The sequence below is a fragment of the Saccharopolyspora sp. MMCC62 genome (genome assembly GCF_057736575.1).
Genome location: NZ_JBYKCM010000005.1, coordinates 1 through 22,950, shown reverse-complemented (window position 1 = coordinate 22,950; position 22,950 = coordinate 1). Strand labels below are relative to the sequence as shown.

20 protein-coding genes are annotated in these 22,950 nt (G+C 71.3%); 9 read left to right on the top strand and 11 right to left on the bottom strand.

Features of this window, described 5'->3' with window-relative positions; genetic code table 11:
* Positions 1 to 51: 51 nt before the first annotated feature.
* The 4 genes from AC29IT_RS13485 (at position 52) to AC29IT_RS13470 (ending at position 3,071) form a co-directional block, all read left to right on the top strand.
* Positions 52 to 237: a hypothetical protein gene (locus AC29IT_RS13485; RefSeq protein WP_358433535.1), complete on the top strand. Its 186-nt coding sequence runs from the start codon at positions 52 to 54 to the stop codon at positions 235 to 237.
* 6 nt (positions 238 to 243) lie between these two features.
* Complete coding sequence (locus AC29IT_RS13480) at positions 244 to 1,725, top strand: RNB domain-containing ribonuclease (RefSeq protein WP_358433533.1); 1,482 nt, start codon at positions 244 to 246, stop codon at positions 1,723 to 1,725.
* A gap of 231 nt (positions 1,726 to 1,956) precedes the next feature.
* The gene (gene npdG, locus AC29IT_RS13475; protein WP_358433531.1) at positions 1,957 to 2,622 is read left to right on the top strand and encodes an NADPH-dependent F420 reductase; all 666 of its coding nucleotides are present in this window, start codon (positions 1,957 to 1,959) and stop codon (positions 2,620 to 2,622) included.
* Positions 2,623 to 2,666: 44 nt separating this feature from the next.
* Complete coding sequence (locus AC29IT_RS13470; protein WP_358433528.1) at positions 2,667 to 3,071, top strand: DUF4326 domain-containing protein; 405 nt, start codon at positions 2,667 to 2,669, stop codon at positions 3,069 to 3,071.
* 232 nt (positions 3,072 to 3,303) lie between these two features.
* Here the strand turns inward: AC29IT_RS13470 and panB are convergent, their stop codons facing one another.
* Positions 3,304 to 4,164, bottom strand: a complete 861-nt coding sequence (panB, locus tag AC29IT_RS13465) for a 3-methyl-2-oxobutanoate hydroxymethyltransferase (protein ID WP_358445765.1) — start codon at positions 4,162 to 4,164, stop codon at positions 3,304 to 3,306.
* Positions 4,165 to 4,580: 416 nt separating this feature from the next.
* Between panB and AC29IT_RS13460 the strand changes: the two genes are divergently transcribed.
* Positions 4,581 to 5,795 carry a cytochrome P450 gene (locus AC29IT_RS13460; RefSeq protein WP_488218894.1) on the top strand — a complete coding sequence of 405 codons (1,215 nt, stop codon included), beginning with the start codon at positions 4,581 to 4,583 and terminating at the stop codon, positions 5,793 to 5,795.
* 352 nt (positions 5,796 to 6,147) lie between these two features.
* On the opposite strand, the gene AC29IT_RS13455 is transcribed toward AC29IT_RS13460, so the two are convergent.
* The 9 genes from AC29IT_RS13455 to AC29IT_RS13415 form a co-directional block, all read right to left on the bottom strand.
* A complete protein-coding gene (locus tag AC29IT_RS13455) occupies positions 6,148 to 7,410 on the bottom strand; it encodes a cytochrome P450 (protein ID WP_488218893.1) in 1,263 nt (420 codons plus the stop codon).
* 465 nt (positions 7,411 to 7,875) lie between these two features.
* Positions 7,876 to 8,484: a GTP-binding protein gene (locus AC29IT_RS13450; RefSeq protein WP_358445760.1), complete on the bottom strand. Its 609-nt coding sequence runs from the start codon at positions 8,482 to 8,484 to the stop codon at positions 7,876 to 7,878.
* Positions 8,465 to 8,833, bottom strand: a complete 369-nt coding sequence (locus tag AC29IT_RS13445; RefSeq protein WP_358445757.1) for a DUF742 domain-containing protein — start codon at positions 8,831 to 8,833, stop codon at positions 8,465 to 8,467. Before AC29IT_RS13445 ends, AC29IT_RS13450 begins: the two co-directional genes overlap by 20 nt.
* Positions 8,830 to 9,288 carry a roadblock/LC7 domain-containing protein gene (locus AC29IT_RS13440; protein WP_488218892.1) on the bottom strand — a complete coding sequence of 153 codons (459 nt, stop codon included), beginning with the start codon at positions 9,286 to 9,288 and terminating at the stop codon, positions 8,830 to 8,832. Before AC29IT_RS13440 ends, AC29IT_RS13445 begins: the two co-directional genes overlap by 4 nt.
* A 23-nt stretch (positions 9,289 to 9,311) precedes the next feature.
* Positions 9,312 to 10,766, bottom strand: a complete 1,455-nt coding sequence (locus AC29IT_RS13435; RefSeq protein WP_358445754.1) for a sensor histidine kinase — start codon at positions 10,764 to 10,766, stop codon at positions 9,312 to 9,314.
* Positions 10,767 to 11,071: 305 nt separating this feature from the next.
* The gene (locus tag AC29IT_RS13430; protein ID WP_358445751.1) at positions 11,072 to 11,923 is read right to left on the bottom strand and encodes a transporter substrate-binding domain-containing protein; all 852 of its coding nucleotides are present in this window, start codon (positions 11,921 to 11,923) and stop codon (positions 11,072 to 11,074) included.
* A gap of 142 nt (positions 11,924 to 12,065) precedes the next feature.
* Positions 12,066 to 12,251, bottom strand: a complete 186-nt coding sequence (locus tag AC29IT_RS13425) for a DUF397 domain-containing protein (RefSeq protein ID WP_358445749.1) — start codon at positions 12,249 to 12,251, stop codon at positions 12,066 to 12,068.
* Positions 12,248 to 12,436, bottom strand: coding sequence for a DUF397 domain-containing protein (locus AC29IT_RS13420; protein WP_358445746.1), 189 nt, complete (start codon positions 12,434 to 12,436; stop codon positions 12,248 to 12,250). Before AC29IT_RS13420 ends, AC29IT_RS13425 begins: the two co-directional genes overlap by 4 nt.
* Positions 12,426 to 13,301 (bottom strand): helix-turn-helix domain-containing protein, encoded by an 876-nt coding sequence (locus AC29IT_RS13415; protein WP_358445743.1) that lies wholly within the window; start codon positions 13,299 to 13,301, stop codon positions 12,426 to 12,428. Before AC29IT_RS13415 ends, AC29IT_RS13420 begins: the two co-directional genes overlap by 11 nt.
* A 136-nt stretch (positions 13,302 to 13,437) precedes the next feature.
* Here AC29IT_RS13415 and AC29IT_RS13410 point away from each other — a divergent pair, with 136 nt between their 5' ends.
* Positions 13,438 to 13,770 (top strand): hypothetical protein, encoded by a 333-nt coding sequence (locus tag AC29IT_RS13410; protein WP_358445740.1) that lies wholly within the window; start codon positions 13,438 to 13,440, stop codon positions 13,768 to 13,770.
* A gap of 74 nt (positions 13,771 to 13,844) precedes the next feature.
* On the opposite strand, the gene AC29IT_RS13405 is transcribed toward AC29IT_RS13410, so the two are convergent.
* Positions 13,845 to 15,590: an NAD+ synthase gene (locus AC29IT_RS13405; protein WP_358445737.1), complete on the bottom strand. Its 1,746-nt coding sequence runs from the start codon at positions 15,588 to 15,590 to the stop codon at positions 13,845 to 13,847.
* An 83-nt stretch (positions 15,591 to 15,673) separates the two neighbouring features.
* Here AC29IT_RS13405 and AC29IT_RS13400 point away from each other — a divergent pair, with 83 nt between their 5' ends.
* The 3 genes from AC29IT_RS13400 to AC29IT_RS13390 all read left to right on the top strand — a co-directional run bounded on the left by AC29IT_RS13400 (position 15,674) and on the right by AC29IT_RS13390 (position 22,495).
* Positions 15,674 to 17,248, top strand: a complete 1,575-nt coding sequence (locus AC29IT_RS13400; protein WP_488218891.1) for an alpha/beta hydrolase — start codon at positions 15,674 to 15,676, stop codon at positions 17,246 to 17,248.
* A gap of 93 nt (positions 17,249 to 17,341) precedes the next feature.
* Complete coding sequence (gene glnA, locus AC29IT_RS13395) at positions 17,342 to 18,685, top strand: type I glutamate--ammonia ligase (protein WP_358445732.1); 1,344 nt, start codon at positions 17,342 to 17,344, stop codon at positions 18,683 to 18,685.
* A gap of 90 nt (positions 18,686 to 18,775) precedes the next feature.
* A complete protein-coding gene (locus AC29IT_RS13390) occupies positions 18,776 to 22,495 on the top strand; it encodes a glycosyltransferase (RefSeq protein WP_488218890.1) in 3,720 nt (1,239 codons plus the stop codon).
* Positions 22,496 to 22,950 lie beyond the last annotated feature (455 nt).

The following is a 22,950-nucleotide window of genomic DNA, read 5'->3' as shown; positions in this document are numbered from 1 at the left end:
GCGCCGTCCGGAGGCGTGACACGGAGCGGTCCCGCGTGCGAGGCTCGACGCATGGCCCGAGATGGTTGGTACTTCTGCCTGAAGCATCAGCAGGTCGAGCCCGCCGCGGGATGCCGCGCCGCCGACCGGCTGGGGCCGTACGCGGACCGTGCCGCCGCCGAGCACGCGCTCGAGCTGGCGCAGGAGCGCACCGAGGCCGCCGACGAAGCCGATCGCCGCTGGTCCGAGGGGGACTGAACTCCGATGGCGACGGCGGCGCGGGCACCACGTGGTGGTACCGATGCCGACGCAGCCCCCGACCGCGGTTCCGGCCGCACCCCGCGGCCGCGCCGTTCCGCCGACGGATGTGATTTCTCCGCCGTCCGCACCGATTTCGGCCTGCCCACCGAGTTCCCCACCGCCGCGCTCGGCGAGGTGGAGCAGAGCGTCGCGCAACCCCTGTTCGAGGCCGACCGGGTCGACGCCACCGAGCTCCCGCTGGTCACGGTGGATCCGGTGGGCGCCAAGGACCTGGACCAAGCGGTGCTGCTGGCCCGCCGCGGCACCGGTTTCCGCGTGCAGTACGCGATCGCCGACGTGGCCGCCTTCGTCCGCCCCGGCGGGGCGCTGGACGCGGAGGTGCGCCGCCGCGGCCAGACGCTGTACCTGCCGGACGGGAACGTGCCGCTGCACCCGACGCTGTTATCGGAGGGCGCGGCGAGCCTGCTGCCCGACCAGGTGCGGGCGGCGGTGCTGTGGACGATCGACCTGGATGCCGACGGGGTGGCGACCTCCGCGCAGGTCCGGCGGGCCTGGGTGCGGTCGGTCGCGCAGCTGGACTACGAGGCGGTGCAGCGGTCGCTGCGGGCCGGGGTCGCGCACCCGGCGATCGAGCTGCTGCCGGTGGTGGGCCGGTTGCGCCGCGAGCAGGCGGTGCGGCGCGGTGCCATCGAACTGGGGTTGCCGGAGCAGCAGGTGGAGTCGGACGGCGCGGGCGGCTGGCGGGTCGCGTTGCGGCCGCGGCTGGTCGTGGAGGAGTGGAACGCGGAGATCTCCCTGCTCACCGGCATGTGCGCGGCGGAGATGATGCTGGACGCCGGGGTCGGGATCTTGCGCACGGTGCCCGATCCGGAGCCGCCGACGGTGGCGGCGCTGCGCCGGTCCGCGGCCCGGCTGGGCGTGGAGTGGCCGGAGGACCTGCCGCCCGCCGAGGCGCTGGCCGGGCTGGACCCGGTGCGGCCGGAGGCGTTGGCGGTGCACGTGGCGGCCACGCGGTTGCTGCGCGGCGCCGGGTACACGTCGTTCGACGCGGGGCCGCCGCCGAAACCGCGGCACGCGGGGATCGGTGCGGCCTACGCGCACGTGACGGCGCCGCTGCGGCGACTGGTGGACCGCTACGGCGCGGAGGTGTGCCTGGCGGTGAGTTCGGGTTCGCCGGTGCCGGAGTGGGTGCGGGAGGCGCTGCCCGCGCTGCCGTCGGCGATGGGCTCCTCGGACCGGGTGGCGACGCAGGTGGAGCGGGCGTGCCTCGCGCAGGCGCAGGCGTGGTCGCTGGCCGGCCGGGTGGGGTCGGTGTTCCCGGCGACGGTGCTGCGGACCGGGTCCGGCGACGGCGAGGTGTTCATCCCCGAGCCGCCGGTGATCGCGCGCTGCGCGGGCGAGGACCTCACCGAGGGCCAGCGCATCCGGGTCCGCCTCACCGAGGCCGATCCGCATCGGCGCGAGGTCACCTTCACCACCGCCTGATCGGTCGGTCCTCCCCATCCCTTCGCGTGCGGCCGGTGCTGCTCGGGTACTGGGGGAGGAGACGGCCTCACCTAGATCCACTTCCCGGGGGTAGTGCGAACGGGTGAGATCGGGTTCGAGAGGGTGGACTCGTTCAGTGGGCATGAGCACAGCGGGTCCGTCTAGCGCCGGGTCCGCCGGATGCGGATCGTGGAAGGGCAGCGTCGCAAGGTGACAACGAGGAGGCCCGTCGTGGCTGAGGTGCGCGAGATGACCGTCGGTGTGCTCGGGGGCACCGGCGCCCAGGGCAGGGGGCTGGCGATCAGGTGGGCCGCGGCGGGCCTGCACGTGGTGATCGGTTCGCGCAAGGCCGAGCGGGCCCAGGACGCCGCGCGCGAGATCGCCGAGATCTCCGGCGGCCGCGTCGACGGTGCCGACAACGCGGCCTGCGCCGCGGCCGCCGACATCGTGCTGGCCGCGCTGCCGTGGGACGCGCACGCCGACACCTTGGCCGCGTTGCGCGAACCCCTCGCCGGCAAGATCGTCGTCGATTGCGTGAACCCGCTCGGCTTCGACAAGCAGGGGCCGTTCGCGCTGGACGTGCCGGAGGGCAGCGCAGCGCAGCAGGCCGCCGCGCTGCTGCCGGATTCGCGGGTGACCGCCGCGTTCCACCACGTCTCGGCGGTCACCCTGGCGGACCTGTCGGTGGACCACGTCGACCTGGACGTGCTGGTGCTCGGCGACGACCGGGAGGCCACCGACGTGGTGCGCGGGCTCGCCGACGTGATCCCCGGGGTGCGCGGTCTCTTCGGCGGCCGGTTGCGCAACGCCCACCAGGTGGAGGCGCTGACCGCGAACCTCATCGCGATCAACCGCCGCTACAAGGCGCACGCCGGGCTCCGCATCACCGACGTGTGAGCGGCGGACCGCGCGGCAACCCGGTGCGCAGGGGGTGAGTGGCGATGGCGGAGCAACCGGCCCAGCTGCCGTCGGAGGCGGCGAACTGGACCGATGACGAGCGGGAGCGGGCGAGCCAGCTGCTCGACGGCCGCGCCACCGTCGTCAACGTCCGCAAGAGCGGGCCGCACCGGCACCTGCTGCCGTGGCTGGAGCGGGAGGGCCTGCTGACGTACGTGGGCCATTCCGGTCCGCGCCACTCGTGGCCGGCGTCCGACTTCGCGAGCCCGTTCGTCAAGGAGGCCAAGCACGACCGGGCGGCGATGGTGCAGCACTACGAGCAGTGGCTCGACGAGCAACCGGAGCTGCTCCAGCGCCTGCACGAGGGCGAGCTGAACGGCCGCGCGCTGGGCTGCTGGTGCGCCCCGGAGCAGTGCCACGCCGACGTCCTGGCCCACCGCGCGCACTGAGTGAACGGACCGTTCGTCCAGTAGAGCTGGATGAACGGTCCGTTCACTCGGGGTAGAGGTTCGTGCACGACCGGTCGTGCGGCGACGTGGGTGAACGGACCGCCCGTCCGATAGGGCTGGGCGAACGGTCCGTTCACTCCGAAAAGAAGTTCGTGCACGACCGGTCTTGTGGGGTGAACGGACCGCCCGTCCGATAGAGCTGGATGAACGGTCCGTTCACTCCGAACCGTGGCTAGTTGAAGGAGTGCTCCGCCGCCGGGAACGACCCGCCGCGGACCTCGTCGGCGAAGCGGCTCGCGGCGTCGGCGAGGGTGCCGCCGAGGTCGGCGTACCGCTTGACGAACCGCGCGGTGCGCCCGGTGTTCATCCCGGCCATGTCGGTCCACACCAGCACTTGCGCGTCGGTGTCGGGTCCGGCGCCGATGCCGACGGTGGGGATGTCGAGCTCGGCGGTGACCTGCTTGGCGGCGTCGGCGGGCACCATTTCGAGCACGACGGCGAACGCGCCGGCCTCTTGCAGCGCGCGGGCGTCGGCGAGCAGTTCGGCGGCTTGGTCGCCGCGCCCCTGCACCCGGTAGCCGCCGAGCCCGTGTTCGCTCTGCGGCGTGAACCCGAGGTGCCCCATGACGGGGATGCCTGCGGAGACGAGCGCTTCGACCTGGGCGGCGTAGCGCTTGCCGCCTTCGAGCTTGATGGCGTGCGCGCGCCCTTCCTTCATGAACCGGGCCGCGGTGCCGAGCGCTTGTTCGGGGGAGGCCTGGTAGGAGCCGAACGGCAGGTCGGCGACGACGAGCGCGTGTTCGGTGGCGCCGGTGACGGCGCGGACCAGCGGCAGCAGTTCGTCGACGGTCACCGGTAGCGAGGACTCGTAGCCGTAGACGTTGTTGGCCGCCGAGTCGCCGACCAGGAGCACGGGAATCCCGGCCTGGTCGAAGATCCGCGCGGTGTACATGTCGTAGGAGGTGAGCATCGGCCAGCTCTCGCCGCGCTCCTTGAGCTGTTGCAGGTGGTGGATGCGGACGCGGCGCCGGGCGGGGGTACTCCCGTACGGGGCGGCTGTCTCTCCTGAGGTGGGCTGCGGTGCAGCGTTCATCTTCGACCGTCCTTCTTCCTCAAGGCCCGCGCTGCGGGTCCCTGGGCGTTCTGCGACGTCTTGCGCCAGCCAGGGTCGCACGTGCGGGGGTGCGGGGAGGAGAGCCGGACGATGCAAGTCACAGCCGTGACCGGCGCCGATGATCATTGATGCAAGTTCTGGTTGCAATGGGCGGGCGATTCGGCGCGGGAGGGGTGTTCCGGGCGAGATTGGCGAACGGGTGTGTGCATCGATGCATCCTCGTTGCGCTCTGCGGCTCAAGTAGTCGCAACCGACCGCAGCAGCCAGCGGGATCGGCACCCACCTTCGGCGGAGTGCGTTGCGCTCTCCGGGTCAAGTCAAGATCATCTACTGGACCTGTTCCCGTTGTCCTGCCTAGCCTGATCGGGTTTGCATTGCATCACAGAGGGAGCAGCATGACCGCGGCCGAACAAGCTCCAGACATCTTGTCCCCGGATTTCGCCCTGGATCCCAACCCGTCGTACCAGGTGCTGCGAGATGACTTCCCGCTGCTGTGGCACGAACCGACCCAGAGCTACATCATCTCCCGCTACGCGGACGTGAAGCGCGCCTTCCGCGAGCCGGTGTTCACCACTCAGAATTACGACTGGCAGCTGGAACCGGTGCACGGGCGCACGATCCTGCAGCTGGACGGCCGGGAGCACGCGGTGCGCCGCGCGCTGGTGGCGCCTGCGTTCCGGGGCAGCGAGCTGCAGGAGAAGTTCCTGCCGGTGATCCAGCGCAACTCGCGCGCGCTGATCGACGAGTTCCGCGGCACCGGCCGAGCCGACCTGGTCGCGGACTACGCGACGAAGTTCCCGATCAGGGTGATCGCCGACATGCTGGGCCTGGCCGAGCAGGACCGGGGACGTTTCCAGGGCTGGTACACGTCGATCATCGCGTTCCTGGGGAACCTGAGCCAGGACCCGGACGTGGTGGAGGCGGGCATGCGGACCCGCGCCGAGTTCGCCGAGTACATGATCCCGGTGATCCAGGAACGCCGGGAGAACCTGGGCGACGACCTGCTCTCGACGCTGTGCACCGCCGAGATCGACGGCACGAAGATGAGCGACGAGGACATCAAGGCGTTCTGCAGCCTGCTGCTCGCGGCGGGCGGCGAGACCACGGACAAGGCGATCGCCGCGATGTTCCTGAACCTGCTGCGGCACCCGGACCAGCTGGCGGCGGTGCGGGAGAACCGCGAGCTGATCCCGCAGGCGTTCGCCGAGACGCTGCGCTTCTCCCCGCCGGTCCACATGATCATGCGGCAGCCCGCGGAGGACGTGGAGCTCAGCGGCGGGGTGGTGCCGAAGGGCAGCACGCTCACCTGCTTGATCGGCGCGGCGAACCGCGACGCGGAGCACTACGCGAACCCGGAGCGCTTCGACGTGTTCCGCGAGGACCTGCCCGCCCGCACCGCGTTCACCGCCGCGGCCGACCACCTGTCCTTCGCGCTGGGCAGGCACTTCTGCGTGGGCGCGCTGCTGGCGAAGTCGGAGATCGAGGTCGGCATCAACGACCTGCTGGACGCGATGCCGGACGCGCGGCTGGCCCCGGGGTTCGACCCGCCGGAGCAGGGCGTGTTCACCCGCGGTCCGGAGTCGGTCCCGGTCGTCTTCACCCCCGCCTGATCCGCGGCCGCGGAACAGTCGAATGGCCCACCCACCCGGACTTCCCGGGCCGATGGGCCATTCACCTGCCGACACCCGCACTCCGGATCGAACGGCGTCGTGCGAGGTTCTCCCCGCCGACCGCCCGCCTTCGAACTCGTGCGGAGGCCGCGGTCGTTCCGCACCGGCGGCGAAGCCGCCGAACAGTGCCCACCCGATCAGCGAGCCCACCCGCGGGTTCTCAGCGGTCTTCTCGCGAGGACGGCGTTTTCTCCTGTGGCTCTGAGCCACCGGCGAAAACGATCCCGCAGCGAGAAGACCGCTGAGGTTCCGCCACCCGAGTGCCGCGTGGCAGAAGTCGAGCAACGAGCGGTCAGGCGCTGACCGTGTAGCTGGGGCTGAACTGGACCGGCAGCGCCGCGAGCCCCCGCATCCACACCGACGGCAGCCACACCAGCGCGTCGGGGTTGGCGGCCAGCACCACGTCCGGCAGCCGGTCCAGCAGCACTTCGATGGCGATGCGCGAGATCACCGCGCCGATCTCCGGCCCGGGGTGCGGGCAGCCGTGCTCGCCGTGCCCGAAGGACATGTGCGCGTTGTTGCCGATGGAGTCGGAGTAGGCGTCCGGCCGCACCTGCGGGTCGGTGTTGGCGGCGGCGAAGCCGAGCACCAGCATGTCCCCGGTGTGGATGCGCTGTCCGCCGAGCTCGGTCTCCCGGGAGGCGAAGCGGCCGATGAAGTTCTGGGTGGGGGTGTCCTCCCAGAGCACTTCGTTGAGCGCCTGCCCGACGGACCGCCTGCCGCCGGAGAGGGTCACGGCGAACCGCTCGTCGGTGAGCATCAGCCGGATCGCGTTGCCGATCCAGTAGGCGACGGGCTGCTGCGCGGCGGTGAGCACCACCAGCAGGTCCTGCAGGATCTCTTCTTCGGTCATGCCCGCCGGGTGCACCAGCAGCCGGGACGGCAGGTCGGCGCCGGGGTTCTCCTGCTTGCGCTTGACGAGCCGCTGCATCCGGTCCTGGATGCGCTGGTAGGCGCCGACGCCGTCGTCGCTGGCGACGGTGTCGGTGAGGTCCTGCATGAGCGCCCCGGCCTCGTCGTCGCCGAGGCCGAACAGCCGGGCCATGACGCGCAGCGGCATCGGGTGCGCGAACTGGGCCATCAGGTCGGCTTCGCCGCCGCCCGCGAACGCGTCGATGAGGTCGTCGGCGATCTGCTCGCAGATGGTGCGCAGCTCGAACTGGTCGACGGCTTCGAGGCATTCGCCGATGGCGCCGGTGCGGCGGCGGTGCTCGTCGCCTTCGGTGAACATCAGCGAGGGCTGGTAGCCGACGAACGCCATCAGGCCCCAGTTCTCCGGCACCTTGTCCCAGGCGTTCCAGCGCCGGGTGTCGCGGGCGAACAGTTCGGGGTTGTTCTCCACCTGGTGGATTTCGCGGTAGCCGAGCACGAGCCACGCGGGCACGTCGCCTTCGAGGCGCACGGGCGCGACGGGCCCGTAGTCGTTGCGCATCTGCCGGTACAGCTGCGACGGGTTCTGCTGGAACCGGGGTCCGTGCAGGGCGATGGGTTCGCGCCCGACCGGGCAGCCGCTGGGGCTGGGGTCGGTCGTGGGCCAGATGTCTGGGTCGGTCATGGGATTGAAGCTCCCGGGTTTCCGTTCGGACAGGGAGTGGCCTGATCTCCGGTGCACGACCGGGCCTGGTCCGGTCGGTCGAGGTCGGATCACCGGATGTCGTCAGGTGACGTCGGCCCGGCTCGGCTCGCACGGCGGTCGGCCGTTGCCGACGACGGATGACGGCATCCTCGGTCTTGCCGCGGCCGGTGGACGTCGGCGATCCACCGGTCGCGCCGGTTCAGGCGGGGACGGCGCGGCTCGGGCCGGGGCCGCGCCCCTGCTGCGGCGCCTTCGGACCCCACCGGGACGCCCCCGCCCCGCCGGTGCGGTGGGCACCGCGAGCCGGCGGGAGGGGCACGGCCGGGCCGTGACCGGCGGGCCGCCGCCGGTACGGCCCTGCCGAGGCCTCGGTGCACCGCGTTCCGCGCGGCACGCCGGTTCGGTGCGGCGCGGCGCGGTGCGACCGGCCGGGTTCGGCCGGTGTCATGGCCGGGCCCCCGCGGGGGCGGTGGCCAGGGCGTAGAGGTGGTTGACCAGTTCGATCAGCACCTTCTTGCTGGAGGCCCGGTCCCGCGCGTCGCAGTCGATCAGCGGGATGTGCGGGGGCAGCGACAGCGCGTCGCGCACCGCTTCGAGCTCGTGGTCCTGCTCCCCGAAGTTGTTGCGCGCCACGATGAACGGCATCCCGTGGTGCTCCAGCCGGTCGATCGCGTACCAGGAGTCCTCCAGCCGCCGGGTGTCGACGAGCACGACGGCCCCCAGCGTTCCGGAGAACAACCGGTCCCACAGGAACCAGAACCGCTGCTGCCCGGGGGCGCCGAACAGGTACAGCACCCGTTCGGCGTCCAGGCTGATGCGGCCGAAGTCGAACGCGACCGTGGTGGTGGTCTTGTCCCGCACCGCGGTGGAGTCGTCGATGCCCAGGCTCGCCTGGGTCATGGTCTCCTCGGTGCTCAGCGGCCGGATCTCGCTGACCGAGCGCACCATGGTGGTCTTGCCGACCCCGAAGCCGCCGACGATGACGATCTTGAGCCCGTCGCTGGCGGTGCTGCGCAGCGGCCGGCTCGTGGGGTCAGAGGTTGTGGAGTCCAACGAGAACCTGCTTCAAGACGTCGGGATCGGGGAGCTGCGCCTGCTTGCGGTTCGCCGGCGCGGAACTGGGATGGCGTGCGGTGATCCGGTTGGTGTCGAGCAGGTCGCAGAGCAGGATCTTCACCACTCCGACGGGCATGCTCAGGTGGGAGGAGATCTCCACGACCGCCATCGGCTGCTTGCACATCTGCAGGATGCGGATGTGCTCGGACTGCATGCCGGGAGTCGGGTCGCACTCGCTGACGATGAGCGTGACCAGGTCCAGCGACTCTTCGTTCGCGCTGCTGCGTCCCCCGGTCACGGTGTAGAGCCGGTCCGGATCTTCGTTGTGGAGGGGCCGCCAGCTCATGACAACCCGCTCGGCTGGGCCTGGCGCGGCGGAGCGCTGAGGTAGTCGCCGATCTGCTCGACGAGCTCGTTCATGTTGTGCCCGATGACGCCGACGTCGGCTTCCTCGTCGGCGAGCACGGCGAGGTGCGCGCCTTCACCGGCTTCGACGATGAACAGCAGGCCGCCGTGGAACTCGGTCATGGACTGCCGGACGCCGCCGCTGCCATCGCCGAATTCGACGGAGGCGCCGTAGGAGAGGCTCTGGATGCCGGAGGCGATCGCGGAGAGCTGGTCGGCCTGGTCGTTGCTGAGACCGGGGGAGTGGCAGACCTTCAGGCCGTCCTTGGACAGCACGAGCGCGTGCTTGGCCCCTGGAGTGCGTCCCAGCAGGTTCTCCAGCAACCAGTCGAGGTTGTGGTCGTTGTTCATCGAGATGTCGGGGTTCTCGGCGTGGCCGGTCGCCCCTGCCTCCATTCCTTCTGTCGTCGTCGGTTCGGTCAGCGCGCGTCGTCGGACTGCGAGCCGTCGCTGGGCCGGCTCGCTTGCCGGAACGCGCCGAACCGGGCGCCCGCGTTCGGCCGGGGCCGGGTCGGGGCGGGTTTCTGGGGGGTCTCGTCCTCGGGTCCTGCCGCGAGGGACGGTGCCGCGGCCGCGAGCGTTTCGCCGCGGCGGCGCTTGGGCAGGTTCTGCACGGTCGGCTCCCGTCGGTCGGCGGTGTCGGCGGTGCGGGTGCCCGAGCCGACGTCCTGCCGCGGCAGGGTGCCGGTGGCGGTGGTGGTGCCGCCGCTGGGCACGGAGCTCAGCTGCGCGGGCTGCTGGGTGACGCCGACGCTGCGGCTGGGCAGCGTGATCTCCTCCTGCTTGCGCGGCTGGGTGATCAGCTTGCGCGGGATCATCACGACGACCCCGGTGCCGCCGCGCGAGGACGGGCGGAACGAGACGGTGAGCCCGTGCTTCCGGGCGAGGCAGCCGACGACGGCGAGGCCGAGGCGGGTGCCGTTGAGCTTGGTGAGGTCGAGCGGTTCGGAGCCGACGGCGTGCACGGCGCGCTTCATCGCCGCTTCGCTCATCACGAGGCCGCCGTCCTCGATGGTGACGATGACGCCGGAGTGCACCTCTTCGACGTAGACGTGCGCGAGTTCGGACGGCGGGGAGAAGCTGGTGGCGTTGTCCATCAGCTCGGCCAGCGCGTGCATGACGCCTTCGGCGGCGTACCCGACGATGGCGATGGTGCTGGTCGAGTGCAGCCGGACCCGCTTGTAGGCGGCGATGCGGCCGACCGAGCCGCGCAGGATGCTCTCCATCTTGATGGGCTTGGTCCAGCGGCGGCCGGAGCGGGCGCCGGTGAGGACCGCGATGCTGTCGGCGAGGCGACCGGCCTGCGCGGTGGTGTGGTCGAGTTCGAGCAGGTCGCCGAGCACGGATTCGTCGTGCCGCTCCTCCATCTCGCGGAGGCTGGCGAGCATGTTCGTGGACAGCGCCTGCATCCGGCCCGCGGCGTTGGCGCACGCGAGCATCGCGGCGGCGCGGGAGCGCTCCCCGTTGCCGATCTCCTGGCCGAGGGCGCGCAGGATGCGCTGGTGGGTGGGGTTGCGGGGGTGGTCGATCTCGCTGAGCGCGGTGTCCACCGACGATCCGGAGCGCAGCCGGGTGACCAGCGCGGGCAGCGTCTCATCGGCGAGCTTGGCGGTGGCGCCGTCGGCCTTCTCCGCGCGGGTGCGGTAGAAGTTCGCGTTCTGCATGCCCCAGCTGGCCATGGCGCACGCGATGCTGATGACGGCGGCGGCGATGCCGGTGCTCCAGGCGATCGGCAGCCGCGCGGATTCCGGGCTCGCTAACGCGACCCAGGTGCTCAGCCCAGCGGTGACGACCCCGGAGATCAGCAGTACCAGCAGGGATCGGGCCAGGTGGCGGCGCTTGGCCGCGGATTGGGTGTAGGTGGGTGCTGACATCAATCAGGTCCTCGTCGCGGTCGGTGGCTCTGGCCTGCGCACCGCGGGCCCTCGGCGGTGCGGTGGGGGAGCGCAGCGCGGGTGGCGAGCCGGGTTCGCCCCCGGCAGCCCCTGGTCCGGCTTGCTCGGTGAAATCCCGCGGATCTCCCCTGGGCTCGCGATGCTACTCACTCTCCGGGGCGTGAAAACACCGGTAGGTGATCTCCGCTGGTGGAGTGCGTGTCCGAGCCGCGGTGTGCCTGGTCGGGGCGGGTTCTGGTCGGTCGGATTCGTCGTTCGGGCCTTTTCGGTTCCGTTTTCGGGGTTCAGCCGATCCACGGTTCTGCTATCCGTTCGTACGTTCCGTCGTGCGTCCGCAGGTGCAGCCACTGGTTCACGAACTCCTGGAAGTCCACGTCGCCGCGCGGCAGCGCATAGGCCTTCTCGGCGAAGGTGAACGGGCGGTCGGGGTGCACCGCGCACAGTTCGGGGTGTTGCCTGGCCTGCCATTTGGTCTCGGAACCATCAGTGATCATGAGATCGGCTCGGCCGTTGCGGATCTGTTCGAAAATCGTGTTGTTGTCGGGGTGCGGCACGATCTCCGCGCGGTGCAACTTCTCGCGGGCGAACTTTTCGTTGGTCCCGCCCGGGTTCACGACCACGCGAACTCCGGGCCGGTCGATCTGCTCGGTCGTCTGGAATCGCGCCGCGTTCTCGCAGCGGGTGATCGGAGTTTTGCCGTCGACCGCGTACGGCTCGGTGAAGAACACCTCGCGGGCGCGGTCCAGGGTGATGGAGACGCCGCCGACCGCGATGTCGCACCGCTGCCGGAAGTCCTCGTTCAGCGTCGACCAGGTGGTGCCGACGAAGGTGGCGCGCACGTGCAGCGATGCGGCCAGGTCGCGCGCCATGTCGACGTCGATGCCGCTCCAGCCGCCGGCCTCGTCCCGGTAGGTGAAGGGCCGGTAGTCGCCGGTGCTGCACACCCGCAGCTCGCCGCGCTCGGCGACCTCGTCCAACCTGGACCGGTCCGATGTGGACCGGACCGCGCCGGGCGTGGGGGCGGCGTTCTCCGGCGCACCGCCCGAATCCGCACCGCCCGAATCCGCGCAGCCCGCGCCGAAAGCGCCGGTCAGCGCCACCAATGCGATGGCGGACGCCGATTTTCTCCACCCCATGCAAGCCCTCCTGGCGGTCGTGCCCGTGCGGCTCGTGCGGGGAGACTATCGGAATCACTGCCCCATTCGTCCACCAAGATCGGTCCAGTGGGTCGTTCACCGGTTGCTCCACTTCCCGCAACCGGTGCGTCCCATCGCGTTCCTACCGCGGTAGGCGGTCCAGGAAATCGCGCCACACCCGGAAGTTGAAACTGAGACGATCACCGGCCGGGTCCTTGGAATCCCTGATGTCGATCCCGTGCCCGGTGATCCGCGCCTCGACGCAATTGTTGTTGTGCGGGCCGCTGTAGCTGCTCGTGAACCAGCCGGTGTCGCGGTCGCCGCTCATCGCTTGAGCCGGCCTAAGAATCCCCGCCACGCATCAGCGCCGAAGCTGAGGTGTCCGGCTTCTCGATCCTTGGAGTCGCGGATGTCGATGCGCCCAGCGATGATCCGCGCCTCGACGCAGCTGTTGTTGTGCGGGCCGCTGTAGCTGCTCGTGAACCAACCGGACGCGGCATGGTCAGTGCTCATCGTGAAGTTCCTCCGCTCGTGCCCTGATGAAGTTCTGCGACTCCGTCGGCCCGAGAGCGACGGCCCGGAGCTGGTCGAAAGCGCGGATGCAGAACTGGACGTCTTCGTCATCGGTGATGTACACGCCGCCGCCCACCAAGGTTGGCTGGTGCACGATGTCTGAGGCAAGCCCGTCGAACCGGAGCAATTCCAGTGGAGCTCCGAGCAATGGATGGTCCATGATGGACAGAGGGGCTACCTGGATCACCAGGTGCGGAAGCCTCTCGGTCAGGTCGATCAGGTGCGCGAGCTGCTCGTGCAGGATCTTCGGCGAACCGATGGGGCGACGCAGCGCGGCCTCGCCGACCACGAACCACAGGTGCGGGGGACGTTCGCGGGTCAGCAGCAGTTGCCGCGTCAGGCGGAAGCTGACCCGTTCTTCGGCGTCCTCCTCGCTCGTTCCCAGTGCTTCAGCCCGGTTCACCCGCATCATCGCCCGGATGTAGTCCTCGGTCTGGAGGAGTCCTGGGATGAGTTCGCTGTCCGAGTAGTAGATCTCGGTCGCGTCCTGCTCGTGGTCGCTGAGCCTGCGGAACGCTCCCGGCAGGTTGTCGGAGTACGTCCGGCGCGGCAGCCGTTGCCGGGCGGCCTTCGCCAGTTCGGCGATCTGCGCGCGGCGTTCGTCAGGGGCGCCGTAGTGCCGCAGCAGCGCGTCCAGTTCCAGCATCTTGATCGAGCGTTGTCCGCGTTCGAGCCTGCTGACCAGGCTGGTGTCGCATTCGATGACCTCGGCTGCGTCCTTCTGGCTGAGTCCGGCGGCGACCCGCAGGTCGCGGAGTTCCGCGCCGAGCTGCCTGCGTCCGATCGTCGCGCGCGTCGATCCCATCGACCCGTCCTTCCCGGTGAAAGCGAAAGATCACCCAACGGAGACCTAGGTGAGTCACCTATGACTATTTACTATCGGTGCTCTGATCGGCACGGAGAGTGTTCGATCGTTCGCAGCCTAAACCTCGCAGAAGGACGTGATCCCAGTGCGTGCCTGCTACTCGCTCATGCAGCTCACCAGCCCGGAAGAGGGCCTGGACGTGCTCGTCGAGCACGACGTCGACCCGGCGTCGGGCGACGTGACCGCACTGCTGGAAGGGCTCCAGGTGTGGGCGGTGCGCGAGCTGATCGCGCAGCACTGCCCGTTCGGGCTCTACGTCGCCGAGTTCGCCACCTACGACGCCGACGGCGCGCAGCAGGCGTTCCTCCGCGAGCTCTCCCTGATCTGGGACGGCACCGAACTCCTCGCCGTGCACATCAACCACGGCCCGTCCCCGGCGAGGTCCCTCGGCGCGGTCATCTCCGGGTGAACGGCCCACCGGCCCGGCGCGGCGGGGCGAACGGGCCGGTCACCCGGTGACGTTCCGGCAGGGAGCGGGGCGCGTCAGGGGCGGCTCTCCCGCCAGCGGTTCGTGATCGGCAGGCGCCGGTCCCGGCCGAACGCCTTCAGCGTGATCTTGGTGCCCGGCGGGTACTGACGGCGCTTGTACTCCGCCCGGTCCACCATCCGGATCACCCGCTCCACCAGGTCCGCGTCGAACCCGTCCGCCACCAGGTCCGAGTAGTCCCGGTCGCCCTCCACGTAGCCGTCCAGCACCGCGTCCAGCACGTCGTACGGCGGCAGCGAGTCCTGGTCGGTCTGGTCCGGGCGCAGCTCCGCCGACGGTTCCTTGCTGATCGAGTTCTCCGGGATCGGCGGCACCTCGCCCCGCTTCTCCGCCTCCGCGTTGCGCCACTTCGCCAGCTCCCACACCACCGTCTTCGGCACGTCCTTGATCGGCGCGAAACCGCCCACCGCATCGCCGTAGATCGTGGAGTAGCCGACCGCCAGCTCCGTCTTGTTCCCCGGCGCCAGCACCAGGTGCCCGTGCTGGTTCGACATCGCCATCAACGTGACGCCCCGGCAGCGGGCCTGCACGTTCTCCTCCGCCAGCCCCGTCAACCCCAGCGGGCCCACGAACGCCGACACCATGTCCGCCACCGCGATCTCCTGGAAGTGGCAGCCCAACCGGCGCGCCAGCTCCGCCGCGTCCGACCGCGAGTGCTCCGAGGAGTACTCCGACGGCATCGCCACCCCGTGCAGCGCGTCCGGCCCCAGCGCGTCCGCCGCCAGCGCCGCGCACAGCGCCGAGTCGATCCCACCGGAGAAGCCGAACGTCACCGCGCCGAACCCGTTCTTGTGCACGTAGTCCCGCAATCCGGTGACCAGCGCCGACCAGATCTCGGCGAGCTCCGGCAGCGGCTCGGCCGGGGGAGGCGCGGGCAGCGGCTCGTACGGCGCCAGCGGCTCCGGCTGCAGCACCGTGCGCGTCACGTCGAACGCGGGCAGCCGCAACCGGCCCTCCGGCTCCGGCACCGTCGTCGACGTGTGCCCGCCCGCGGGCAGGTCCACGTCCAGCACCAGCAGGTGCTCGGTGAACTGCGGTGCGCGCGCCAGCAGCTCGCCGTCGACGCCCACCACCATCGAATCGCCGTCGAAGACCAGGTCGTCCTGCGCGCCCACCATGTTCACGTAGGCGATCGGCGCCCCCGCCTCCGCGGCCCGGCGGGCCACCAGCGGCATCCGCACGTCGTCCTTCGAGCGCTCGTACGGCGAGGAGTTCACGCACACCACCAGGTCCACGCCCACCTCGCCGAGCGCCGCCACCGGGCCACCGTTCTGCCAGATGTCCTCGCAGATCACCAGGCCCACGTCCAGCCCGTGCAGCTTCACGATCGGCAGGTCGAAGCCCGGCGCGAAGTAGCGGGCCTCGTCGAACACGCCGTAGTTCGGCAGGTGGTACTTGTCGTAGGTCGCCACCACCTCGCCGCCGTAGAGCAGCGACGCCGAGTTCCGCAGGCCCTCGTCATCCCGGTCCAGGTGCCCCACCACGACCAGCGCGTCCCCGCACCCGGCCTCCCGCAGGTTCACCGCCAGCGCGTCCACCGCCGCCCGGTTCGCCGCCGCGAACGACTTGCGCAGCGCCAAGTCCTCCACCGGGTACCCGGCGAGGACCGTCTCCGGGAAGGCCACCACGTGGGCGCCCTCCTGGACCGCTGTGCGCGTCCAATCGAGGACCATGGCCGTGTTCCCGGCGATGTCCCCGACCGTCGCGTTGACCTGGGCTAGAGCGAGACGCAACTGCGGCATGAACGTCATCTTCGCGCACCCGGTGGAGCTGGACCCACCGCCCGTGACGAACTCGACTCCGAACGCGTGACACCATCCCCTGAATGAGTCGCCTGCTGACCGCCATCTGCGCGCTGTTGCTGCTCAGCGGTGCCGCCGCCTGCTCCACCACGCCGAGCGCCCCCGTGCTGGAGCCGCACGCCGAACGCAGCGGCCCCGCCGGACCCGTGCCCGCCGGGCTGGAGCGGTACTACGGCCAGCAGCTCGACTGGGGCCCGTGCGCCGACTACGCGACCAGCAGCGCCGACCGCACCGCCTTCCAGGACCGCACCCTCGAATGCGCCCGGTTGCAGGTGCCGCTCGACTACGCCCACCCCGACGGCAAGCAGATCAGCATCGGGGTGCTGCGCAAGCCCGCCACCGAGCCCGACCAGCGGATCGGCTCGCTGCTGATGAACCCCGGCGGGCCCGGCGCCTCCGGGATGAGCGCCGCGGCGAGCCTCGGCCCCGCGCTGCAGAACACCGAACTCGGCACCCGCTTCGACCAGGTCGGCTTCGACCCGCGCGGCATCGGCGCCAGCGAACCCGCCGTCCGCTGCCTCACCGACCAGGAGTGGGACGCCGACCGGCTCGACTCCGACGACGACCCCTCGCCCGAGGGCACCGCCGAGACCGAACGGGAAGTCCGCGAGTACTCCGGCAAGTGCGCGCAGCGCACCGGCACCGACGTGCTCGCCCGGGTCGGCACCAGCGACGTGGTGCAGGACGTGGACGTGCTGCGCTCCGCGCTCGGCGACCCGAAGCTCACCTACCTCGGCTACTCCTACGGCACCCGCATCGGCTCCGCCTACGCCGAGCGCTACCCCGGCAACGTGCGCGCCATGATCCTCGACGGCGCCATCGACCCGAACCAGGACGCCATCGACGAGCAGGTGCAGCAGGGCGCCGGGTTCCAGCAGGCCTTCGACTCGTTCGCCCGCTGGTGCACCGAACGCCGCGATTGCGCCCTCGGCCCCGACCCGTCCCGGGCCACCGCGAACTTCCAGCGGCTCGCCCGGCCGCTGCTGGCGGAACCGGTCGCCGCCGGGGACCGGAAGCTGTCCTACACCGACGCCACCACCGCCGTCATCCAGGCGCTGTACGCGCAGAACATGTGGCCCGCGCTCAACACCGGCCTCGAAGAGCTCGCCCAGGGCCGCGGCACCCTGCTGCTCACCCTCGCCGACTCCTACTACGGGCGCGACGCCGACGGCACCTACAGCAACATCACCGACGCGTTCAACGCGGTGCGCTGCGTCGACGACAAGCGCGTCACCGACCGCGAGGTGCTGCGCGAAGCCGACCGCCGCTACCGCGAAGCGGCCCCGTTCCTCGACGACGGGATGCCCGCCAACAGCGCGATGGACATGTGCTCCTTCTGGCCCGTGCCCGTCACCGGCGACACCGAACAGCCCCGGGTGAGCGGGCTGCCGCCGCTGCTGGTCATCTCCACCACCGGCGACCCCGCCACGCCCTACGACGCGGGCGTGCGCCTCGCCGAAGCGCTGCGCGCCCGGCTGCTCACCTTCGAAGGCACCCAGCACACCGCGTTCCTGCAGGGCACCAGCTGCGTCGACCAGGCCGGGATCGACTACCTCACCGACCTCGAACTGCCCGCCGAAGGCACCCGCTGCACGTGATCACCACCACCGGCGTCCCGCGGACCGGACGGTAACCAGGACTCAACACGCACGGTCCCGCACCGCGCCCGGCGCAGGAATTAGGCTGCGGGCATGAACCGCCAGCAGGAGTTCGTGCTCCGCACCCTGGAGGAACGTGACATCCGCTTCGTGCGGCTGTGGTTCACCGACGTCCTCGGCATCCTCAAATCGGTGGCGATCTCGCCCGCCGAGCTCGAAGGGGCCTTCAGCGAGGGCATCGGGTTCGACGGCTCCGCCATCGAAGGGTTCTCGCGCATCTACGAGTCGGACATGATCGCCAAGCCGGACCCGGCGACCTTCCAGGTGCTGCCCTGGGAGACGCCGGACGGCGAGCACTACTCGGCCCGCATGTTCTGCGACATCGCCATGCCCGACGGATCCCCGTGCTGGGCCGATCCGCGGCACGTGCTGCGCCGCACCCTGTCCAAGGCCACCGAAGCCGGCTTCACCTGCTACGTGCACCCCGAGATCGAGTTCTTCCTGCTGAAGAACCTGCCCACCACCGGCGTCGAACCCGAGCCCGCCGACTCCGGCGGTTACTTCGACCAGGCCAGCCACGACGCGGCCCCGCACTTCCGGCGCAACGCCATCGAAACGCTCGAGGCGATGGGCATCTCCGTCGAGTTCAGCCACCACGAGGGCGCCCCCGGCCAGCAGGAGATCGACCTGCGCTACGCCGACGCCCTCACCATGGCCGACAACGTGATGACCTTCCGGTACACCGTCAAGGAGGTCGCGCTCATGCAGGGCGTGCACGCCTCCTTCATGCCGAAGCCGTTCACCGCGCAGCCCGGCTCCGGGATGCACACCCACTTCAGCCTGTTCGAAGGCGACCAGAACGCCTTCTACCACCCGGAGAACCCCTACGAGCTCTCCGACACCGGGCGCGCGTTCGTCGCGGGCATCCTCACCCACGCGCGCGAGATCAGCGCCGTCACCAACCAGTGGGTGAACTCCTACAAGCGGCTCATCGTCGGCGGCGAAGCACCGACCGCCGTGTGCTGGGGGCACGCGAACCGCTCCGCGCTGGTGCGGGTGCCGATGTACTCGCCCGGCAAGTCCTCCTCGCGGCGCGTCGAGGTCCGCAGCCTCGATTCGGCCTGCAACCCGTACCTGGCCTACGCGGTGATCCTCGCCGCCGGCCTGCGCGGCATCGAGAAGGGCTACGAGCTGCCGCCCGCCACCGAGGACGACGTGTGGTCGTTGACCGAGGGCGAGCGCAAGGCCGCCGGGTACGCCAGCCTCCCGCAGAACCTCAACGACGCGCTCACCGAGATGGAGACGTCCGAGCTGGTCGCCGAAACCCTCGGCGAGCACGTCTTCGACTTCTTCCTCCGCAACAAGCGCAACGAGTGGGACGGGTACCGCAGCCGCGTCACGCCCTACGAGCTGCAGAGCCTGATGCCGATGCTGTGACCGGCGCCGGACCCCCTGTGACCGGACTCAAGCCGATCTCGTGGGGTCAGGCCGTGGGCAGCCGGAGGGCGGGGCGATAGGTTCGCCCCCGTGACTGATTCGCAGGCGCAGCCCGAGCCCTCCGGCGCCCCCGACGCCGAAGCCACCGCCGACCTGTTGGAGCACCGGACCGACGAACCGGAGTGGCCGGCCGAGCACCACGACGACCGCGACGGCGGAGCCCCCGAAGCCGCTGGTGGCACGGACTTCGACGCCGAGCAGGCCACCCTGATCGGCTGCACCGTCGCCGGACCCGGCCAGCTGCCCGCGGCCCGGGTGCTGCGCGAATCGTTCCTGCAGCACCACCCCGGCGCCCGCTTCGTGGTGCTGCCCGTCGGTGGTGCCGCGCCCGGCGGCGACGTGGTCACGCCCGGGCGGATCGGCGTCGACGACGACGAGTTCGCCCGCCTCGCCGTCGCCTGCACCGGTGACCAGCTCCGCGCCGTGCTCCGGCCCCGGCTGCTGCAGCACCTGCTGGCGACCGGCGCGACGGTGCTCTACCTCGAACCGTCGGTGCAGATCTTCAACGAGTTCGACGACCTGCTGCGCGAACTCACCCCCGACCGGCCGGTGGCGCTGGTGCCGCGCGTGCTGCGCACCCTCTACGCCGACGGGTTCCGGCCCAGCGCCACCGACCTCGTCGAATCCGGGCCGTTCGACCCGAGCGTGCTCGGCGTGCGGCCCGGTGGCGAGGACTTCCTCACCGCGTGGGCCGAGCAGGTCCGCGCCGATCCGAGCGTCGGGATGCTCCTGGACGGCGCGCCCGCGCTCGTCGACCACCACGTGCTGCGCGATCCGGGCGTCGGGCTGTCGGTGTGGAACGCGGCGCAGCGCGAACTCATCCCCACCGGCGACGGCGGGCACGCGGTGGACGGCGCGCTGCTGCGCAGCATCCACTTCGACGGGTTCCAGCCGCAGCGGCCGTGGCTGCTGTCCACCCACTACGCCGACCGGCCGCGGGTGCTGCTGTCCGAGCACCCGGTGCTCGCCGGGCTGTGCGCGGCCTACCGCAACGCGCTCGTCGAAGCCGGCTACACCCGCGAGCAGCCGCACCCCTACGACGCGCTGCCCGACGGCACTCCGCTGCCCGATGCGCTGCGCCGCGACTACCTCGACGCCTGGCAGCGCGGCACCGCCCCCACCAGCCCGTTCGCGCCCGGCGGCGGACCCGCCGACTTCCTCGGCTGGGCCTGCGAACCCGCCGACGACCGGCAGCGCGCCGCGGGCGGTTCCCGGTGGACCGCCGCGGTGTGGGCCGACGACCCGGTGCTGCGCGCCGACCACCCCGACCCGTTCGGCGCGGACGCCGCCGGGTTCCGCGAGTGGTGCGCCGGTGTCGGCGTCGCCAGCGGGCGGGTGCCCGCCGCGGCCCTCGGCGACCGCGGCGACGGCGCGCGCTCCACGCTCGTCGACCAGCTCGGCGTCGCCGTCCTCGGCACCGGTCGCACCGCCGACCTGGTCCGCGCGGCCGTGCGCGCCTCCGGGTTGCCATCGGCGGACACGCCGTACTACCCGGTGGTGCTGCGCTGCGAACCCGGGCTCGCCGTGCCGACCGGGCGACACCTGATCGACGTGCAGCCGGACGGCACCGACCCGGGCGATGCCGTCGAGGCCTGGGTGCTCTCCGAAGCCGCCCGCCAAGCCGCGCGCCGGGCCGGTGGGCCCACCACCCGCGTCGTCGCGCTCCCGCTGCTCGACCCCGGCCCGGTGGACCTGCCCACCCGCAAGGCCGCGCGCGCCCGCCACGGGCTGTCCGAGGAATTCGTCATCGGCGCGTTCGCCGACCACTCCGACGAACGCCGGGACAACGTGCTGGGCCTGGTCACCGCGTTCTTCGCGGCCTTCCCGGAACGGGAGGACGCGCACCTGCTCATCGCCGTCACCGGCGCCGCCGCGCACCCGGAAGCCGCCGAACGGCTCCGCCTCGCCACCGCCGCCGATCCCCGGGTGCACCTCGTCGAGGACGAGATGGACACCGATGGGCTGCTCGCCGCCGCCGACTGCGTCGCCTCGCTGCACCGGCCCGCGGGCGGCGACCGGTACGCGCTGCGGCTGCTGGAGGTCGCCGCGCACGGGGTGCCGGTGCTGGCCGCCGACCACGGCGCCGTCACCGAACTCCTCGGGTCCGCGGGCGCGACCCTGGTGCCCTGCCAGGGCCAGGGCGAACCGGACGTGGAAGCCGCCGCCGACGCGCTGCGCACCGCCGCCGACGACCCCGCGGCCGTCACGGCCGCCGGACAGCGCGCCCGCGACCACCTGCTCGCCCAGCACAGCGTCAACCACGCCGCCGAGCGGCTCCGCGGGCACGTCGAGCACGCCTACCGGAACTGGCGCACCAAGTGGGCCAAGGACCGGCACGGCGACCTCGACGACCCGCTGCACCCGCTGCTGGTCGCCCGGCACGCCCTGCACCGGGCGCCGGACGTCGGCGCGGGCGGCCGGAACTCGGTCGCGCCCGCGCTGCGCAAGGCGGTGCTGCGGGTGCTCAGCCACTACGACGACCACATCCGCGACGTGCTGCGCTCGATGGTCGACGGCGTCGAGCAGACCGCGGCGGAGCTGCTGCGCCGCCAGTACGACGCCGACGGGGGAGGGGAGGAGCTGGACCAGTTCCGCACCGAGCTCGGCCGCGTCGACCAGCGCCACGACCAGCTCGACGAACGCCTCACCAGCATCGACGACGGCATGGTGCGGGCCCGCGCGGACCTCGCCGACCAGCACCGCAGGCTCCGCGCGCTGGAGGGCGGTTCCACCGGCGGCGCCGGTGGGCAGGACGACCTGGTGGCGCAGCGCCTCGACAGCCTCACCACCGCGGTCGAACGCACCCTGGACCGGATCGACGTGCTGGAGAAGGAACGCGAAGCCGCCAGGGAACAGGAGCTGGAGACCACGCTGCGCTCCGCGACCAGCGACGCGGCCTACGCGCTGCACCGCACCGACGTGCTGCAGCGCATCCTGCTGCGCGAGCACGAGCGCAACACCGGTGCCGCCGACGGCACCAGCACCCCGGTGCTCTGCGACGCGGGCCTGCTGCGGCTGCCCTCGGACGACAGCCTGATGCTGCCGTGGCTGTCCTCGCACGCGACCTGGGACGCGGAGACCTCGGCGCTGATCGATTCGCTGCTCGAACCGGACGGGGTGTTCCTCGACGTCGGCGCCTACGTCGGCTACCAGGCGGTGCGGGTGCTGAGCAGGCTCGGCAACAGCGGCGCCGTGATCGCCGTCGAACCCAGCGCCGCCGGCCGGGCGCTGCTGCAGCGCAACGTCGAGGTGAACGTGCCCGCGGCCTGGGGCCAGCGCCTCATCACCGTCGAAGCCGCCGCGTGGGACGCGCCGGGCGAGCTGGCCGCCGAGCCCTCCCTGGGCGGCGGTGTCGTGGTGCGCCCGGTCGAGGAGTCCGACCCGGCCGAGGACCGGGTGCCCGGCGTCCGGCTGGACAAGGAGCTGGAAGGCACCGCGACGCTGCACGACATGACCCTGTCGGTGGTGCACGTCGACGTCGGCTCCCGCGTGCACCGGGTGCTCGGCGGCCTGGTCCGGCTGCTGCGGCGGGATCGCCCGTCGATCATCTGCTCGTTCACCCCGTCCGGCATCGCCGAACTCGGCGACGATCCGGCGACGGCGCTGCGCGAATTCGGGACCTGGGGCTACGAGCTCGTCCCGGTCGGCCGCACCACCGCGGTGTCGGCGTCCGAACTGCTCGAAGCGATCGAAGCCGCGAGCGCCACGAGCACGGTCAAGCTCTGGCTGCGCCCGAAGGGGAAGTCATGACTCTCCTCCGAAGGTGAATGTCAAGGGTCTGACCAGGCGATTTGACATTCACGGAGAGTGTGCGTAACTTTCTCTTCGTCGCACGGCAAGCCGGACGGAACAGGACGCAAGAGCCTGGCGGGGACGGCGAAGGTGGCGGCGCCCGGGGGTCGACCTCGGAAGCGCGCACCGAACGGGACGAGCGGGTTTGACACCGCGAAGCGGACCGGGTAACGTACGACAGTCGCTTGAGAACGAGAGGCGCTCCTTCGAGGAGCGGGTCACGGCTCAGCAGTGAAAAACTCCAGAACAGGTCGACGATTCGGCCGGCCGGGGATGCGGGAAACCGCGGAAACGCGAAAGTGACCCCCCCTGAAACGGCCGAAAACGAGCCTGCTAGAGTTTGAAACATCGCAAGAACGGAAGACGAAAGAGTGACTCCCCGGAGTTCGCGGCCCTGAAATTGGGGTTGTGGG